We start from the raw sequence: 16,835 nt of genomic DNA, 5'->3' as shown, positions 1-16,835 counted from the left end.
TCAAGCTGCCCCGCCCGACTTCGAACCGCCCAGTTCGCCGCCGATATATTTCATCAGCGTGTCCTGGAACTGGCGGATGCGGATTTCCTGGTAATTGCCGAGGTTCACCTTGCCCGTCTTCGAGGCATGGAGCCCTTCCTGCACGTAAGGCAGGTTGTCCATGTCCTGCTCGAACACGTCACCCAGGATGCCGAGTTCCGGCGCCTCGGTCCATTTCTGGTCCAGTCGCAGCATCTTGAGCGGGGCGCCGCGCGGGATCGGCTGGCCCTTGGGAATGCGCGCCAGCACGCGCACTTCCATGACGCAAGTGTCCGGCGTCTTTCCGGGCAGCCAGTTGTAGACGATGTTCGGCATATAGCCGCCCCAGGGCGCGAAATTGGGGAAGACGTTGTAGACCAGAGCGTCCAGCAGTTCGGCGTCGGTGGCATCGCCGTGGTCGTAGCCGGTGCTCTCCGTATAGGCCGCGCGCATCGCCGCACCCAGTGCCGCGCGGGCGGTGACGCCCTCGGGCACGCGGATCGCCATGGGATTGGCCGAAGCCTCGCCCTCGTAATTGTCGCCCGAGCGGCCGTTGTACTTGACGAATTCGTCGACGATCCACTGCTCGCCCTGACCCTGCTCGATATGCGGGCTCATCACGCCGAAGGGCACGAGGTTGACGTTCACATTGTCCCCCCAGGTCCAGTAGGCGGCATTGGAATCGCCGGTGAACGGCAGCAGTTGCGGGTGGGTGACGATGGTGTGCCAGGCTTCCATGAAGGCCTCCATCACCACTTTCCAGTTGGCCGGCACTTCCTTCGCCACGCGCATCACGCTGGCGCATTCCTCATGCCGCCAGCGCTTGAAATGCTCGGGGAGCGGCGCGAGGAATTCCTCCAGGCTCGGCCCGCCCTTTTCCTCTCGGATGAAGACATAGCCGGCCCAGCGGCCCACTTCGGCCTCGGGCAGGTCGAGGTTCTGTTCGGCCAGATGCGGGAAATCCCACTGGCAGGGCATCGAATGGAAGCTGGCGTCCTTGTTCCAGGCAAAGCCGTGGAACGGGCAGACGAACTTGTCGGCATGGCCGTCCTCGGTCCGCAGCTTGCGGCCGCGATGGAGGCAGACATTGTGCATCGCCCGGATCGATCCATCGTCCTGACGGCTGACGAGGTAGGACCGGCCCGCGTTCTCGTAGACGATGAAGTCGCCCGTTTCGGGCAGGTCTTCCTCGCGCGCCACGAACTGCCAGACGTAGGGCCACATCCGCTCGCGTTCCAGGCGCGCGAAGTCTTCGCTGATGTAGCGCTCCGCCGGAATCGGGTCCGACCCGCGATAGCTATAGCTCTCCTGCGTCAGGATCGCGGGCGCTTGCCGCGAATCCTGCGCCATGAGTTCGGCCCAGCTGATGCCCTCGCTGCGGTCCTCTCCCAGATCTCGGCCCAATTCAAGGTCGCGTTCGGCCATGGCTCCAAGGTCTCCCAACCTGTTTCGTTTTTCCCTGTTTGGGGCATGTCTGGACCGGCGGGAAGGGGAAGTCACCTTGCTCTAATCATAGGTTGCCCCATCACGCAGATCCGCCATGTTCGAAAGCAACGAACAGCTGGGAGAATGCCGTGAAGCGGCTTGAAGGCAAGGTGGCCCTCGTCACCGGAGGCACATCCGGCATCGGCGCCGGGGCCGTGCAGCGGCTCTGCGCGGAAGGCGCGCGGGTCGTGTTCACCGGCTCCAATCGCAATGCCGCAGACGCGGTGTGCAGCCAGACCGGCGCCGAATTCGTCAGCCACAACGTGCGCGACGGCGCCGCATGGGATGCGCTCTCCGCGCGGATCGCGAACGATTACGGCCGCCTGGACTTCGCCTTCGCCAATGCCGGCACCGAACATGGCGACGGCAGCGTGGAGGACATCTCGCTGGAGGGCTGGGAGAACGTCATCGGCGTCAACCAGACCGGCGCCATGCTCACCGTGCAGCACGCGATGCGGTTGATGGCCAAAAACCCGGATGGGCCGACCGGGTCGATCCTCGTCAACTCCTCGATGAACGCGCACCGGGCGATGGGCAATTTCGTGGCCTATTCGGTCTCCAAGGCGGCCGTCGTCGCGCTGGTGAAGTCGGCAGCGGTCCACGCGGGCAATCGCAAGTACGGCATCCGCGTCAATGCGATCCTGCCCGGCGTGGTGGAGACGGCGCTGATCCGCAACCTGATCGAGACTTCGGGCGATCCGGCGACCACCCGCGCCGCTTACGAGGGCCTGTCCCCGTTCGGCCGGATGGCGCGCGTGGAGGAGATCGCCGGGCTGGTCGCGTGGTTCGCATCCGACGAATCGCAGTTCGTCTCCGGCAGCGAATACGTGATCGACGGGGCAACCACGGCAGGGATGATGGGCGTATGAGCGATCTGGGTTCGCAGCGGCTGAAGGGCCGCGTTGCGCTGGTTTCGGGTGGGCTTCGCGGCATCGGCCTCGCCTGCGTGGAGCGTTTTCTGGCCGAGGGCGCGGAAGTCGTGCTCACCGACCTTGAGGCGCAGGACAGCGCGCTGGTGGTCGAGACGTTGGGCCGGCTGGGACAGGCCGCCAGCTATGTGCAGGCCAATGTAACCAGCGAGGAGGATTGGGCGGCCACGCTGGGTGCCGTCACCCGGCGCCACGGCAAGCTGCACATCCTGGTCAACAACGCCGGGATCGACCTGACCGGCCCGGTCGCCGAAACCTCGCTGGAGGGTTGGCGCCGGATCATGAGCATCAATGTCGACGGCGTGTTCCTGGGCGTGCGCACCTTCGTGCCGCTGATGGCCGCAAGCGGCGCGGACGTGGTGGGCGGCGCCTCGATCATCAATGTCAGCTCGATCATGGGCCTCGTCGGCATGAGCGAGGTTTCCGGCTACAACGCCAGCAAGGGCGCGGTGCGGCTGTTCACCAAGTCGATCGCGCTGGAATTCGCCGAGAAGAAAATGCCGATCCGCGCCAATTCGCTGCATCCCGGCTTCGTGATGACGCCCTTGCTCAAGGAAGGCTTCCAGCGCTGGGTGGACAAGGGCGTCGCCGAAAAGCCGCAGGATCTGGTGGACCTGATGTCGAGCAAGACGCCGATGGGCCGTCTGGCCGATCCTTCCGAACTGGCGAGCGCGGTGTTCTTCCTCGCCTCAAGCGACAGTTCCTACATGACCGGCGCGGAGCTGGTCATCGACGGCGGCTGGACCGCGCAGTGACCCTTCTGGACACTCTCCCCCCTTCGTCATTGCGAGGAGGCGAAGCCGACGAAGCAATCCAGCGCCGCGCCATTGCGCTCTGGATTGCCGCGGCCCTTCGGGCCTCGCAATGACGAAAGGCGAGGGAAGGACCAACGAAATGACAGCCTTCTGGAGAAACCTACGATGACCGCACCCTCACCCGGCGCCCTTCCCGACACCATCGCCGTCGTCACCGGCGCGGCAGGCGGCATCGGCCGCGAGATCGTCAAGGCCCTGAAGGCCGCCGGCGCCACCGTCATCGCCACCGATCTGAAGGACGGGGCGGAGATCGAAGGCGCCGACCACTACCTGAAGCACGACGTCACCAGCGAGGGCGACTGGCGCGCGGTGGAGGCGCTGGTTCGCGGAAACTATGGCCGGCTCGACGTGCTGGTGAACAACGCCGGCCTCTCGATCGTCACCAGGTTCGAGGAGACCCCGCTCTCCGAATTCCACCGGATCAACGCGATCAACGTCGATTCCGCGATCATCGGCACGCAAGTCCTACTGGATCTGCTCAAGGAAGGCGGCAAGGCGCGCAAGGGCGGGGCCTCGATAATCAACTTCTCCAGCGTCGGCGGCCTGCGCGGCGCGGCGTTCAATGCGGCCTATTGCGTCAGCAAGGCGGCGATCAAGATGCTGTCCAAGTGCCTGGGCGCCGAATTCGCGGCGCTCAAGTACAATATCCGCGTCAATTCGGTGCACCCCGGCGGGATCGAGACGCCGATGCTGGCCTCGATCATGGACCGCTATGTCGAACTCGGCGCCTCGCCCTCGCGAGAGGCTTCGCTGGCGGCGATGAACACCACCCACCCCATCGGCCGCCTCGGCAGGCCGGAGGAAATGGCCGGCGGCGTGGTCTTCCTCGCCAGCGAGGCATCCAGTTTCATGACCTGCGACGAACTCGTGATGGACGGAGGATTCAGCCAGGTCTGACCCTTCCGGAGAGATCCCATGACACCCAGCTCCCCCGGCCCGCTTCCCGGCATCCTCGGCATTCATCACATCGGGGTCTCGGTGCCCGATCTCGGCAAGGCGCGCGAATTCTACCTGTGCATCCTCGGCGCGGTCGAAGAAGTGGAGCCCCTGCACTGGGCCGACAATCCCTTCATCGACGAGATCGTCGGCTTGCAGGGCAGCGCGGCGGAGCAGTTCTTCTGCCGCCTCGGCAATGTGCAGATCGAGGTCTTCGAATATAGCGCGCCGAAGCAGCAGCCGCAGGACCCGCGCCGCGGCGTCAACGAATATGGCTATACCCATATCGCCTTGCAGGTGCAGGACCTTGCCGCCGTCCACGCGCGTATCGTCGCGGCCGGGCTTCCCGTGCACGCCCCGCCGGAACTGGCCACCATCACCACCGATGCCGACGGCAGCCGGCACGGCTACGCAGGAACCTATTGCCGCGACTTCTTCGGCAACGTCTTCGAAATCCTGGAAATCCACGAGACACCGGCCATCCGCCCGATCTGAAAGGACTCATCATGCGCATCATCGTGGCCGGAACCCTTCGCTTTGCGGGCGACGACGCGCTCTGCGGCGAGATCATCCGCGGCGGCGCCGCCCATATCGCCTCCAGCCGCGAGGAACAGGGCTGCACGGCCTACAACTGGGCGGTCGATCCGCTCGATCCCGGCCTGATCCACGTCTACGAGGAATGGGAGAGCGAACGCGCCCTGCTCGGCCACTTCGCGCACAGCTCCTATGCCGCCATGCGCGACCATCTCGGCCGCTACGAGCTTACGGGCTTTGCGGTGCAGATCTACGCGGCCACAGGCGTAGAGCCGGTCTACGACGAGGATGGCTGGCCGCGCAGGGAGATTTTCGGCGTCACGCTCCAGGACTCGGTCGACTGACCGCCCGCGGGCGGCAAGCCGGCCGGGGCTATCCCTCGACCGGCACCGCGCCTTCGGGCGGTATCAGGAAATCCATCGTATAGCGCACGGCCTTCCAGCCCGCCGCCGTGCGCACGACATCGAAGTAATAGCGCCCGTGGACGGTGATCCCGCCACCGGCCGCGTACCGGCCCATGCCGGTGACATAGGCACGGATCGAGGCCCGGTCGCCTTCGTAGGCGGTGATCGCGAAGTTGCTGAGGTAATGCGCGTGCGCGGCCATCGCCGCGAACGTATCGCGGAAGAACCCGCCGATCGCCGCGTGCCCTTCCAGAGCCGGAAAACCGATGCCCGACAGGTCGAACACCGCATCCTCCACGAAGACGGCGAGGATGCCGTCGATGTCGTGGAGACTGTCCACCGCATGGGCATAGGCGATCAGCAGGTCCTGGATCGCCAGCCTGTCCTCGATCGGGCATGCTTCGATGAGACGGGGCGCCGCCGGGCTCACCCCTGCACCATGTCGTTGAGCAGTTCGTGGAAGCGCTGCACGCGCTTTTCCTGGCCCGGCAGGATGCAGCCCTTGAAGCCGCGCGAATTGAGGCCCTGCTGCTGGCTGGTGCCGATCGAGAGGTCCTGATCCGCCACGAAGCCCACCGAAACGCCGTCGCCATAGACCGAATGGCGCGCCACCGCGTCATGCCGCAGCGGCACGGTGCCGAGCGGAGTCTCCACCTCGCGCATGCCTTCCACGGGCGGATAGAGGCACCAGTGCTGGAACACGCACTTCTCGGGATCGGTGGGATGCGGCTCCGTACGCAGGACCTGGAGCTGTTCGGGGCTCATGGTCAGCGTCAGGTTGGGGAACAGCGTGCAGTGGAAATAGTCCACCAGCTGCTGGTCGCTCATCCTATCGTAGTTGGTGAAGCCCCGGCCCGGCCCCAGCCGCCGCTTCGCCTCGATCACGGCGGCGCGCAAGTCGCCGGTGTGGCCGGCGTAGGCCTCCGGGTCGATACCCCAGGCCCGCGCGATTTGGTCGAGCGGGGCGGGGACTTCGGTGGTGTGGTAATCGACGCGGGTGGTGGCCTGATGGCCCTTCATCCACATCGAGTTGTGGCCCGATGGGTACATCTCGAACAGTGTGTCCGGCAGCCCGTCGTTGATGAAAGTCGCCAGCTCCGGGTGAATGGTCGGCAGGTGGTAGCTCTCGTTGAAATTGTCCCGGATGATCTTCCAGTTGAACTCGCAATCGGCCGAGAGGTTGAGCACGCGCACCCAGTTCTCGATGCCATAGCCGGCCAGACGCTCGGGGAAAGGCGCGAGCCATTCGTGCAGCGGGGCGACGTCGTCGTCCATGCACCAGAACACGAACGGGCCCCAGGTCTCGCAGCGCAGTTCGGACAAGTGGACTTTGCCGCAGGGGCTGCCGCCCTCGAAATCGTCCGGATCCTGCACCTTGATGAGCGTGCCGTCCAAGTCATAAGTCCAGTTGTGGTAGCCGCAGGTGATGCGCGGCACGCTGGTCACATCGGCCAGGATCAGCCGGTTTCCGCGATGGGGGCAGGAATTGTAGAAGGCGCGGACGGAATCGTCCTCCTGCCGCACCATGATGACGGATTCCTTGACGAAATTGTGCCGGATCACGTCGCCCGGCTCCTCCAGATCGGCCAGCACGCCGCCCAGGTGCCAGACCTTGGGCCAGAGGTTCTTCATCTCGCCTGCCATCCACTCCTTGGAGATATAGCGGTCGGCAGTGATGGTATCGCCGCGCACCGGCGGATCGAATTCCTGCGAATAGCGGGAAACCTTGCTCTGGAGGTTCATGAACCTGCTCCTGCCTGTCGGGCCTTGGTGTAACTGGGATCCGCACCGCGGCGCCCGCCGCGAACGGCGCCGGGATTGGCGGCGAAGAAATCGAGCGAGCCGGGGTCGTCCTTGACCCAGTCGGTCACGAGCAGGCGCGAGGTGATGCGCCATTCGCCGTCCCGGCAGGCGTATTCGTCCAGATAGCGCCCGGCGATGAAGAGGTCGCGCACCCCGCCCGCCTCGTCGCGCACGCCGTGCCAGGCCTGGAAATAGGCCTCGCCCGTTGCGCTTTCGCCCGATATCTCGATGCGGTGCTGGCCCAGCAGGTGATGCGTCGCTTCCATCGTGCCGAGCAGATCCTGGCAGAAGGCGACGAATTCGTCCGCCGGCCCCTTCATCAGCCCGCAGTCGATCATCGCGTCATCGTGGAACGCCTGGCGCTGGAGCGCCGCGTCGAGCCGGTCCAGCCCGCGCATGTAGCGGTGCGCTGCCTCGGCAATGTCGCGCCTTGCGGCAAGGTCGCGCACTTCCGCCGCAATATCGTAGGCTGTCGCCAGTTGCGCCTCGGTCATGGTCTGCCTTCCTCTCCGCCCCCGCATGCCTTCGCGGCATGTCTGGATGGGCCCGATGAGCCGTCCAAAACCGACTCAACTGCCGGTTTTATGGTATGAGGCGGCCCAGTCCCTCACCTGCGACTAAGGCTAGGTGGCGTTCGCATGCCCAGAGGGGCAGCAACGTGAGGCAGCAATGAGGGCCAAGGAGAGGCCATGAACAGCGAAACCCTTCAGGACCGCATCCTCAGCGCCCTGGCCCCGGAAATCCATGCCGAACCGCCCGTCAAATGGCAGCAACGCAAGAGCGCGCGGATGCGCGAGCGGCTGGTTTCGGCGGCGATCGACTGCCTGGTCGAACACGGCTATCCCGGCCTCGCCACGGCCGCCGTCGCGGCGCGCTGCGACGTTTCGCGCGGGGCCATGCACCACCACTTTCCTTCGCGGCTGGCGCTGGTCGGCGCCGTGCTCGACCACGCCGTCTACCACCGCATGCGCAGCTTCCTAAACGATTATCTCGACTTGCTGTCCCGCCGCGCCGGCGAACCGAAGATCGAGCTGGCCTGCGAGGCGCACTGGCGCTCGGTGCAGACGCGCGAATATGCCGCCTGGCTGGAACTGACCGTGGCGGCGCGGACGAACGCAGAACTGGCAGCCATCTTCGATCCCGTCGCCCGCCGCTACGACGAGATCTGGATGGGCGAGATGATCGAGGCCTTCCCGCAGTGGCGCGACGACTGGGACAATCTCAAGCTGGCGCACGATTTCACCAGCGCCATGCACATGGGCATGCTGCTGCACCGGCCGATCTTCGGCAGCGGCGAACGACTGGCCCGCCTACACCGCTTCGCCGCCCGCACCATGCAGGACCTCAACGAGCATCGCGAGCCGGTCAAGGCGGAGAAAGATCCGTTTTCGTAAAATCTTACAGCAAGTGTGCATTGAATGACGCGCTGCGGACCGGCATGAAGGAGCGGTCATGGCAGAGGGGAATTCGATGCGCACGTTTCTGGCCGGTCGTTTCGCGCGTGTGGTTCCGATAGGGGCCGTGCTGATCCTGGCCCTCTGCCTCATGCCACTGCCGCTGGCGGCGCAGGAAACGGCTCAGGCACCTGCCCCCACGGACCCCGCCACGCCCAATGCACCCACGGCGCAGGGCGATCTCTCGGTCACGATCTACAACAACGATGTCGCCCTGGTGCAGGACGTGCGCCAGCTCAGCCTCGCCAGCGGCCGCGTGCGGCAGAACTTCCCCGATGTCAGCGCCCGCATCCGGCCAGAGACGGTCTCGCTCACCGTGGCCGATGCCGCCATCGTGGAGCAGAATTTCGACTTCGACCTGCTCACCCCGTCCAGCCTCATGGAAAAGGCGCAGGGAGAAACGATCACTCTCATCCGCACCAATCCCGCCACCGGCGCCGAAACGCGCGAGAAGGCGAAAGTCCTGGCGGTAAACGGCGGCGTGGTGCTGGACGTCGGCGGTCATGTCGAAGTGCTGCGGGACGACGGTCTGCCGGTGCGCGCCGTGTTCGACCGCGTGCCCGAATCGCTCCGTGCCCGCCCCACGCTGTCCGTCACGCTCGCCAGCACGCGGTCGGGCACGCGGCCGGCAACGCTCTCCTATCTCAGCGGCGGCCTGGGCTGGAGCGCGGACTATGTCGCCCTGTTCGACGACAAGAGCGGGAAAGTGGACGTGCAGGGCTGGGTCACCCTCACCAACACCAGCGGCACCACGTTCAACAATGCGCGCACCCTGCTGGTGGCCGGCGAAGTGGGCAATACGAACGATCGCAACAGCTACATGCCCCAGCCCCGCCGCATGACCCGCGTGCAACCCGGCACCGAAAGTGCCGAGCGCGAGCAACTGGGCGATTTCTATCTCTATCCCCTGGCAGAGCGCACCACCATTGCCGACAAGCAGACCAAGCAGGTCAGCTTCCTTGACGCGAAGGGCGTGGCCGCCAGCGCCGGATACCGGTTCGAGAACGGCTGGCTGGGTAGCGCGAACGAGAGCCGCAGCGCCCAGAGCGTGCTGCGCTTCGCCAATTCCGGCGCCGCCGGCCTGGGAGACGCGCTGCCCGCCGGCACGGTGCGCGTCTATGTGCGCGACGCGCGCGGCCAGCCGCAGTTCACCGGCGAGAACAGCATCGATCACACCCCGCAGGGATCGACGATCTCCCTGCCCACCGGCGACGCTTTCGACGTGAAAGTGCAGCCCACCGTGGTCGCCCGCACCAAGCTGGGGGACCAGCGCTGGCGCACCCAGATGCGCTACCGCCTGACCAATGCGCGGGGCCGGCCGGCCACCGTCGAACTGGTCCAGAGCGGCCTGGACTGGACGGATACGCGCGTGACCGAGGAAAACCGCAAGAGCGAGCGCCGCGATGCAGGCTCCACGGTCTGGCAGGTGCCGGTCCCCGCCAATGGAGAGGCGGTCGTCACCGCCACGTTCGACACGCGCTACTGATGTTCCGGCGGCTCTGCCTGGCGGTCCTGCTGCCTGCGTCGCTTGCGGCGCCTGCGCTGGAAGCGCAGGATCGGGTGCAGGACAGCGCCCCGGCGCCGCGCGCCGCGCCGCAGCGCGCCAGGCCGGACATCACCGTCATCTCGCCCAGGCCCGACCGGGTTTCGCTGACCGTCTACCGCGCGCCGAACGGAAGGGGATCGCTGAACCTGCGCAACCTCGACGGATTCGCCATGGTGACGGAAACGCGCAAGGTCCGCCTGCCGCGCGGCCGGGCGGTGCTACGCTTCGAAGGCGTGGCGGAGGGCGTGATCCCGGTCACCGCCGTGATCGAGGGCCTGCCCGGCGGCACGATCGAGAAGAACCGCGACGCCCGCCTGCTCTCGCCCGCCTCGCTGGTGGACGGCACGCTGGGGCGACAGGTCACGCTGACGCGCACGGACAAGGCCACTGGCCGCCCGGTGAGCGAGGATGCCACCATCGTTGCAGGGCCTCAGCCCGGTGTCGTGCTCCAGACGAAGGCGGGGATCGAGACGCTGCGCTGTTCGGGACTGCCCGAACAGCTGCATTACGACGGTGTGCCGGCCGGCCTTTCGAGCAAGCCGGTGCTGAGCGTGACCACCGAAAGCCCGGCCGCGCGCACGGTCACCGTGCGCCTCAGCTACATCGCCGCGGGCTTCGACTGGCGTGCCAGCTATGTCGCGACCCAGGCCGCGGACGGTCGCTCGCTGGATCTCTTCGCCTGGCTGACGCTGGCCAACGGCAACGGACAGGCTTTCGCCGATGCCGAAGTGAACGCCGTCGCCGGGCGCCTCAACCGGGTCTACACGCCCTCCTTGCGCGCCGCGGTCTCGGCACTGCGCCTCGTCTGCTATCCCCTGGGCACCACCACTTCCGACTTGCGCCGGATCGTTCCGCAGGCGGAGGAAATCTTCGTCACGGCCATGCGCGCCGGAGCGCCGCCCCCGCCCCCCATGGCAGCACCTGCGCCGCCGCCCCCACCGCCGCCGCCTCCCCCGCCGCCACCGGAAGACCTGGGCGATCTCAAGCTCTACCGTGTGCCCGAACGCGTCACCGTCTCCCCGCGCGGGCAGAAGCAGGTGGCCCTGCTCACCCGCAGCGCCGTTCCTTTCGAGCGACGCTACCGGCGCGCGGTCTATCCGGGGCAGAGGCTGGACAATGCGCCGAGCGCCATGGTCCTGGTGCTGCGCAACAAGAGTGAGGCGGGGCTGGGCCTTGCCCTTCCCGCCGGCAGCACCGCGCTCTATGCGCAGGCGCCCGGAACCGGCACGCAGCTGCTCGGCCTGGGTTCGCTCACCGACCGCGCCGAAGGCGAAACCTTTCGCCTTTCCGCCGGAACCAGCACGCAAGTGCTGGTCTCGCAGCGCCAAACCTCGCCAAAGGGCGCCGTGCTCAGCTTGACCAACGCCAATCCCTTCCCCGTCGCGGTCGATGTGCCGATCGGTTCCGCCGGGCAGGACATTACCGCAGAAGGGCAGAGTCTCGAACGGATCGACGGCGTGGCGACCTGGTCGCTTACCCTGCCCCCGCGCGGCACCGCCGAATTGCGCTACGGTTTCTGAATCCGCTTAAGGTTGTCGTCGTCCCGCACCGCTGGCGAACTTAAGGCAAAAAAGGCGCCCCGCCGAGGGAGAATCCGTTTCCGGTCGTGGTCCCGAACCAGGCCCGTGCAGACCGCTCTCTCCTACCCGGCAGCGGGCGGCTCGGTCTCGCCCAGGTGGATGGCCAGCCAGATCGTCGGATCGGCGGTATAGGTGACGCGGTGCGCCGTGCCTGCCGGGATCAACAGTGCCTCGCCCATGCCCAGCCTGCACGGCCCCGTGCCGTCCAGATCCAGTTCCGCCGCGCCGGAGAGAATTAGGACCCATTCGTCCCAGTCCTGCACATAGGGCTGGTCGGCCGGGGTGATGTGGCCGTGGGATTCGATCCGCTCGATGCGGACACCCGGCCGGCGCAGCAGATCGTCGAAGCGCTCCCCCTCATCCGCGCCGGACAGGATCGGCAAGAGTTTCAGCACGTCCGTCATCGTCTTTCCCCCACCTGATCGCCCAACTGTCCGCCCTGCCTGTCTGCCCTGCCGTCTGCGAGGCCTAGATCACCTTCGCCGCGCCGACAATCCTGCCCCGGCCGGAGCATGCCGGATCGGGCTGGCCGACCATTCCGCATGACCCTGTCTTCACGGGCGCAATTCCATGTACGCGGCTGATTGTGCGTGATACCGTCTCCTCCGGCCCGACATTTCGGCCATGGTGGAGGATCGTCATGAAGGCATTGCTCGCCCTGGTTTCGATCGCGTCCCTTGCGGCCCCGGCTGGCCCGCCCGCGACGAACGGGCCCTTTGCCGCCGCCCGTCTCACCGATGCGCAGCGCACCGCATGAGCGGCCCGCAGGCAAAGACGGCCCGGCATCGGCAAGACAGGCCGGATAACGGTTCACCGAAACCAGAAACATGGAAGGGGAAAGCAGCGGCATGACGGTTTCCAAGGAAGCGATCCTGGGTGTCATTGCGGAAGAGTCCGGGCTCGATCCCGCTGCCTTGCGGCCTGACGCCACGTTCGAACAGCTCGACATAGGCTCGCTCGACGTCGCCAGCACGCTCTTCATCATCGAGGACAAGTTCGGCGTGGAAGTCGATCCCGACAAGCTCGATCCCCATTCCACCATCGCCGATTTCGTGGACCTCGTGATGCGACTGGCCCCTTCGTGAGCCGCAAGGTCGTCCTGACCGGCTTCGGCTGCGTCAGCGGCCTGGGCATCGGCCTGGCGCAGACCTGGCGCAAGCTGGCCGCAGGCGAAGGGGCGATCCGGCCCTGGCGGCGCGAGGCGCCCGAAGGCCATCCCGCCTGGCGGATCGACGGCCCCGCCGCCCGTGTCGACGCCGAGGCCTGCCGCATGGCCCTGGAACAGGCGGTGGGCGACAAGGACGACCTCCGGCCGCTGGGGCAGCTCGATCCCCTCTCGCTCCACGCGCTGACGGCCGGGCTGGAGGCGGTAGAGGCCGCCGGGCTGCGCGGCCATCCCTCGCTGGCGCGGCGCACGGCCATCCTGATCGGCTGCGGCAGCGGCGGCAATGCCACCATGGACCAGGCCTACGAGCGCCTCTATGCCCGCGACCTGGCGAAAGTTCATCCGCAGACGATCCCCGCTTCGATGATCTCGGCCCCCGCCAGCCACCTGGCCATGGTGCTGGGCATTCACGGGCCGACGTTCGTGATCGCCAGCGCCTGCGCCTCTTCCGCCCATGCCCTGGGAGAGGCGATGCACATGATCCGTTCCGGCCGCGCGGACGTGGCCATCGCCGGGGGCAGCGAGGCCTGCCTCACGCTCGGCTCGTGGACGGCGTGGAGCGCGGTGGGAGTGATGGCGGACGATACCTGCCGGCCTTTTTCGAAGGACCGCAAGGGCATGGTGCTGGGCGAAGGCGCGGCCGTGGTGGTGCTGGAAAGCGAAGACCATGCCCAGGCGCGGGGCGCGAATATCCTGGGCGAACTGGCAGGCTACGGCACCAGCAGCGACGCCGCCGACATGACCGCGCCGGACCGCGAAGGCATAGAAACCGCGATCCGCGCCGCGCACGAGGACGCCGGGATCGCTCCGGAAGTGCCCGCGCTGATCTCCACGCACGGAACCGGCACGCGGCTGAACGACCCCGTGGAAGCCGCGGCGATCCGGGCGATCTACGGCCGCTCCCTGGAAGCAAGCACGGTGATCGCCACCAAGTCCGCCCACGGCCACCTGATCGGCGCGACGGCGGCCATGGAATTCGTCATCGGCATGGAGGCCCTCGCACGCGGGGCTGCGCCGCCGGTGCTCAACCATCTCGGCGCCGCCCCGGATTGCGATCTGCCGCTGGCCCTTGCCGAAGCCTCGCCCGGCGCCGTGCCGATAGACCACCGGGTGCTGGTCTCGAACAGCTTCGCCTTCGGCGGCCTCAACGCCGTGCTGATCGGCCGGCTCCCGTCATGACCGCAACCGCCCATATCAACGCCATCGGCACCGCCGTCCCGCCCCACCAGGTCCACGACGCCTTCGTCGCCTTCGTGCGCTCGGCCCTTCGCGAGCCGGCGCATTTGCGCCTGTTCGACCGCATGGTTTCGCGGTCGGGGATCGACCGGCGGTTCTCGTTCATCGAGCCGGAAGTGCTGCCCGACGGGCAGCTCACCGACCGCGAACGTTTCTACGGCCTTGGCGACTGGCCCTCTACGGCCGAGCGCATGGCCCGCTACGAACGAGACGCCCCGGCGCTGGCGCTCCAGGCGGTGCGGGCGCTCAGCCCCGACATCGCCGCCGAGGGGATCACGCATCTCGTCATGGCATCCTGCACCGGCTTCGTCGCGCCGGGGCTGGACCAGCTGCTGGTGGCGCAGACCGGCATCGATCCCGCCGTCGAACGCACCGTGGTCGGGTTCATGGGCTGCTATGCGGCGGTGAACGCCCTGCGGCTGGCGCATCATATCGTGCGCTCCGAACCGGAAGCCCGGGTGCTGGTGGTGAACCTGGAGCTGTGCACGATCCATTTCCAGCGCACGCAGGACCTCGAAAAGCTGCTGTCCATGCTGCTGTTCGGAGACGGCGCGGCCGCGGCGCTGGTCACCGCCGAACCCAGGGGCGTGGCGCTCACCGATTTCCGCTCCGCCGCGATCGCCGGCTCGGCCGAGGCGATCACCTGGCGCATCGGCGACCAGGGCTTCGACATGCACCTCGATGGGCGCGTGCCCAGTTTCATCGCCAATGCCCTTCGCGCCGAGCGCAGCCGCAACGACGATCAGGGAATCTTCCGGGAACTGGCGCCGGAAGACTACGACCTCTGGGCGGTCCATGCCGGTGGCCGCACGATCCTGGACGCGGTGGAACGCGCGCTGGAGTTGCCCCCCGCAGCGCTCGGCCCCTCGCGCGACGTGCTGCGGCGCTATGGCAACATGTCCTCGGCCACGCTGATGTTCGTGCTGGCAGCGATGATCGAGAGCCATGCGGGCGCGGCGCCGCAGGACGATGAGGGCGACTTCGGCAAAGCAAAGGCCAAAGGCAACGGCAAGGGCATCGCCATGGCCTTCGGCCCCGGACTCGCGGCCGAGAGCTTCCGGTTCACAATGGTCCCCCGCTAGCCATGCGCGGCCTTCGCCATCGCTCCCACGAGGCGGAATGGATGGATGGCGAAGCCGTGACCGCGCAGGAATTCGCCGCCTGCATCGAGGACCTGGCCCAGGTCAACACCGTCACCCTGGCCCGCCCGCCGACCCTGGCCTTCCTGGACCGTGCTTTCGCCGCCACGCCGCCCGCCCGCACGCTGACCGTGGTCGATGTGGGCTACGGCGCGGGCGACATGCTGCGCGCGCTGGCGCGGCACGGGCGGAAACGGGGGCGTTTGCTGCGGCTGATCGGCTTCGACATCAACCCCCGCAGCGAACCCGTGGCCCGCCGCCTGACGCCGCCCGATCTCGCCATCGACTTCCGCACCGGGGACGCTTTCGCCGTGGCCCCGGACGAGCCGGTGGACCTGGTGGTGAGTTCGCTCGTCACGCACCACATGGACGACGCCGGGATCGTGGCATTCCTGCAATGGATGGAGCGCAAGGCCGCGCTCGGCTGGTTCGTCAACGACCTGCACCGGCACTGGTTCGCCTATCACGGCTTCTCGCTGCTGGCGGGGGCGGTGCGCTGGCATCCTTTCGTCCGCCACGACGGGCCGCTCTCCATCGCCCGCGCCTTTCGCCGCCAGGACTGGGCCCTGCTGCTGGCCGCCGCGGAGCTGGAGGATCGCGCCCAGGTCCATTGGCGCTTCCCGTTCCGCTACTGCGTGGAACGGCGGAAATGGTAGGCCCGGACGATCCGGCCGAATCGGAAGTCGCCGTGCTGGGCGGCGGCCCCGCGGGTGCCTCGGCCGCCTTGCGGCTGGCGCGGGCGGGGGCGCGCGTCCAGCTGTTCGAGCGTCAGGCCGGGCCGCACCACAAGGTCTGCGGCGAATTCCTGTCGGTGGAAGCCCAGCGTGACTTGCGCGACATGGCGTTCGAGCCGCTTCGGCTGGGCGCCGTGGCGATCGACCGGGTGCGGCTGGTCAACGGGCGCAGCAGCGCGGAATCGCGCCTGCCCTTCACCGGGCTCGGGGTGAGCCGGCTGCTCCTCGACGAGGCCCTGCTGGAAGCCGCGGAAGCGGCCGGGGCCGAAGTGCGGCGCGGGGTGAAAGTGATCGGCCTGGACGCGGCGGGCATGGACACCAGCGCGGGCCGGTTCGATGCGCCGGCGCGGTTCCTCGCCACCGGCAAGCACGATATTCGCGGTGCCGGAAGGGAGCCCGCGGGTGGCGGCAGCTCCGGCTACGTGGGTTTCAAGATGCACTGGCGCATCACGCCCGAGCAGGACGCCGCGCTGGGCAATGCCGTGGAACTGGTGTTCGTCGAGGGCGGCTATCTGGGGCTGCAGCGCGTGGCCGCGCGGGTGATGAACTTCTGCGTGCTGGTCCGCAAGGACCGCTTCGGCGGTTCCTGGAGCGCGCTGCTGGCCGAACTCGGGCGCGACGAGCATGTCGCGCGGCGGCTCGACGGCGCCAGCGAACTGTTCGAGCGGCCCTGCTCGATCGCCGGCCTGCCTTACGGCTATGTCCACCGCCCATCGGAAGATCGCGACGGCCTGTTCCGGCTGGGCGACCAGGCCGTGCTCACCGCGCCGCTCACCGGGGACGGCATGGCCATCGCCTTGCGCAGCGCGGCCCTGGCGGTGGAGGCATGGCTCGCCGGGCTTTCTTCCGCCGACTATACCCGCCGCCTGCGCCGCGAAGTGACGCCGCAAGTCCGCAAGGCCATGGCGCTCCACCGGGTGACGGGCCTGCCCATCGCGGCGCGGCTGGCCTCGGGCCTGCTCGGGCTATGGCCGCCCCTGCTCGGCCGTCTCGCCGCGGCGACCCGGCTGCGGGAGAGCCCCTCGCGTTGAGGCGGTCCGGTTACGTCGCCACAGCG

At 67.6% G+C, this 16,835-nt stretch carries 18 protein-coding genes; 13 read left to right on the top strand and 5 right to left on the bottom strand.

Going from position 1 to position 16,835, the window contains the following annotated elements:
* A complete protein-coding gene (locus tag EDF57_RS05630; protein ID WP_134093420.1) occupies positions 1-1,443 on the bottom strand; it encodes an aromatic ring-hydroxylating dioxygenase subunit alpha in 1,443 nt (480 codons plus the stop codon).
* Positions 1,444-1,592: 149 nt separating this feature from the next.
* On the opposite strand from EDF57_RS05630, the gene EDF57_RS05625 reads away from it, so the two are divergent.
* The 5 genes from EDF57_RS05625 to EDF57_RS05605 all read left to right on the top strand — a co-directional run bounded on the left by EDF57_RS05625 (position 1,593) and on the right by EDF57_RS05605 (position 5,061).
* Entirely contained in the window at positions 1,593-2,372 is a 780-nt protein-coding gene (locus EDF57_RS05625; protein WP_132267536.1) for an SDR family oxidoreductase, read from the top strand.
* Complete coding sequence (locus EDF57_RS05620) at positions 2,369-3,187, top strand: glucose 1-dehydrogenase (RefSeq protein ID WP_134093419.1); 819 nt, start codon at positions 2,369-2,371, stop codon at positions 3,185-3,187. The genes EDF57_RS05625 and EDF57_RS05620 overlap by 4 nt, the downstream gene beginning before the upstream one ends.
* Positions 3,188-3,352: 165 nt before the next feature.
* Positions 3,353-4,144, top strand: a complete 792-nt coding sequence (locus EDF57_RS05615) for an SDR family oxidoreductase (protein WP_134093418.1) — start codon at positions 3,353-3,355, stop codon at positions 4,142-4,144.
* Between the two features lie 18 nt (positions 4,145-4,162).
* On the top strand, positions 4,163-4,678 hold the full coding sequence (locus EDF57_RS05610; RefSeq protein ID WP_134093417.1) for a VOC family protein: 516 nt from the start codon (positions 4,163-4,165) through the stop codon (positions 4,676-4,678).
* Positions 4,679-4,689: 11 nt separating this feature from the next.
* Positions 4,690-5,061 (top strand): antibiotic biosynthesis monooxygenase, encoded by a 372-nt coding sequence (locus EDF57_RS05605; protein ID WP_134093416.1) that lies wholly within the window; start codon positions 4,690-4,692, stop codon positions 5,059-5,061.
* Between the two features lie 28 nt (positions 5,062-5,089).
* Here EDF57_RS05605 and EDF57_RS05600 read toward each other — a convergent pair whose 3' ends face one another.
* From EDF57_RS05600 to EDF57_RS05590, 3 genes are read right to left on the bottom strand one after another with little or no spacing between them, the layout of a single operon-like run.
* Positions 5,090-5,551 (bottom strand): nuclear transport factor 2 family protein, encoded by a 462-nt coding sequence (locus EDF57_RS05600; RefSeq protein WP_243840896.1) that lies wholly within the window; start codon positions 5,549-5,551, stop codon positions 5,090-5,092.
* A complete protein-coding gene (locus EDF57_RS05595; RefSeq protein WP_134093415.1) occupies positions 5,548-6,864 on the bottom strand; it encodes an aromatic ring-hydroxylating dioxygenase subunit alpha in 1,317 nt (438 codons plus the stop codon). The genes EDF57_RS05600 and EDF57_RS05595 overlap by 4 nt, the downstream gene beginning before the upstream one ends.
* A complete protein-coding gene (locus EDF57_RS05590) occupies positions 6,861-7,418 on the bottom strand; it encodes a nuclear transport factor 2 family protein (RefSeq protein ID WP_134093414.1) in 558 nt (185 codons plus the stop codon). The genes EDF57_RS05595 and EDF57_RS05590 overlap by 4 nt, the downstream gene beginning before the upstream one ends.
* Before the next feature lie 195 nt (positions 7,419-7,613).
* Here EDF57_RS05590 and EDF57_RS05585 point away from each other — a divergent pair, with 195 nt between their 5' ends.
* The 3 genes from EDF57_RS05585 to EDF57_RS05575 all read left to right on the top strand — a co-directional run bounded on the left by EDF57_RS05585 (position 7,614) and on the right by EDF57_RS05575 (position 11,444).
* The gene (locus tag EDF57_RS05585) at positions 7,614-8,318 is read left to right on the top strand and encodes a TetR/AcrR family transcriptional regulator (RefSeq protein WP_134093413.1); all 705 of its coding nucleotides are present in this window, start codon (positions 7,614-7,616) and stop codon (positions 8,316-8,318) included.
* A 151-nt stretch (positions 8,319-8,469) separates the two neighbouring features.
* Positions 8,470-9,864: a DUF4139 domain-containing protein gene (locus tag EDF57_RS05580; protein WP_243840941.1), complete on the top strand. Its 1,395-nt coding sequence runs from the start codon at positions 8,470-8,472 to the stop codon at positions 9,862-9,864.
* The gene (locus EDF57_RS05575) at positions 9,864-11,444 is read left to right on the top strand and encodes a hypothetical protein (protein WP_243840895.1); all 1,581 of its coding nucleotides are present in this window, start codon (positions 9,864-9,866) and stop codon (positions 11,442-11,444) included. The genes EDF57_RS05580 and EDF57_RS05575 overlap by 1 nt, the downstream gene beginning before the upstream one ends.
* Before the next feature lie 122 nt (positions 11,445-11,566).
* Here the strand turns inward: EDF57_RS05575 and EDF57_RS05570 are convergent, their stop codons facing one another.
* Entirely contained in the window at positions 11,567-11,908 is a 342-nt protein-coding gene (locus EDF57_RS05570) for a cupin domain-containing protein (protein WP_134093412.1), read from the bottom strand.
* Between the two features lie 444 nt (positions 11,909-12,352).
* Between EDF57_RS05570 and EDF57_RS05565 the strand changes: the two genes are divergently transcribed.
* From EDF57_RS05565 to EDF57_RS05545, 5 genes are read left to right on the top strand one after another with little or no spacing between them, the layout of a single operon-like run.
* Positions 12,353-12,589 (top strand): acyl carrier protein, encoded by a 237-nt coding sequence (locus EDF57_RS05565; protein WP_132267549.1) that lies wholly within the window; start codon positions 12,353-12,355, stop codon positions 12,587-12,589.
* Positions 12,586-13,848, top strand: a complete 1,263-nt coding sequence (locus tag EDF57_RS05560) for a beta-ketoacyl-[acyl-carrier-protein] synthase family protein (RefSeq protein WP_134093410.1) — start codon at positions 12,586-12,588, stop codon at positions 13,846-13,848. The genes EDF57_RS05565 and EDF57_RS05560 overlap by 4 nt, the downstream gene beginning before the upstream one ends.
* A complete protein-coding gene (locus EDF57_RS05555) occupies positions 13,845-14,987 on the top strand; it encodes a type III polyketide synthase (protein ID WP_134093409.1) in 1,143 nt (380 codons plus the stop codon). Before EDF57_RS05560 ends, EDF57_RS05555 begins: the two co-directional genes overlap by 4 nt.
* A gap of 2 nt (positions 14,988-14,989) precedes the next feature.
* On the top strand, positions 14,990-15,700 hold the full coding sequence (locus EDF57_RS05550) for a methyltransferase domain-containing protein (protein ID WP_134093408.1): 711 nt from the start codon (positions 14,990-14,992) through the stop codon (positions 15,698-15,700).
* The gene (locus EDF57_RS05545; protein ID WP_134093407.1) at positions 15,694-16,809 is read left to right on the top strand and encodes an FAD-dependent monooxygenase; all 1,116 of its coding nucleotides are present in this window, start codon (positions 15,694-15,696) and stop codon (positions 16,807-16,809) included. Before EDF57_RS05550 ends, EDF57_RS05545 begins: the two co-directional genes overlap by 7 nt.
* Positions 16,810-16,835 lie beyond the last annotated feature (26 nt).

The organism is Novosphingobium sp. PhB55 (assembly GCF_004368805.1).
Taxonomy (GTDB): Bacteria; Pseudomonadota; Alphaproteobacteria; order Sphingomonadales; family Sphingomonadaceae; genus Novosphingobium.
This window is presented reverse-complemented; position numbering and strand designations above follow the sequence as displayed.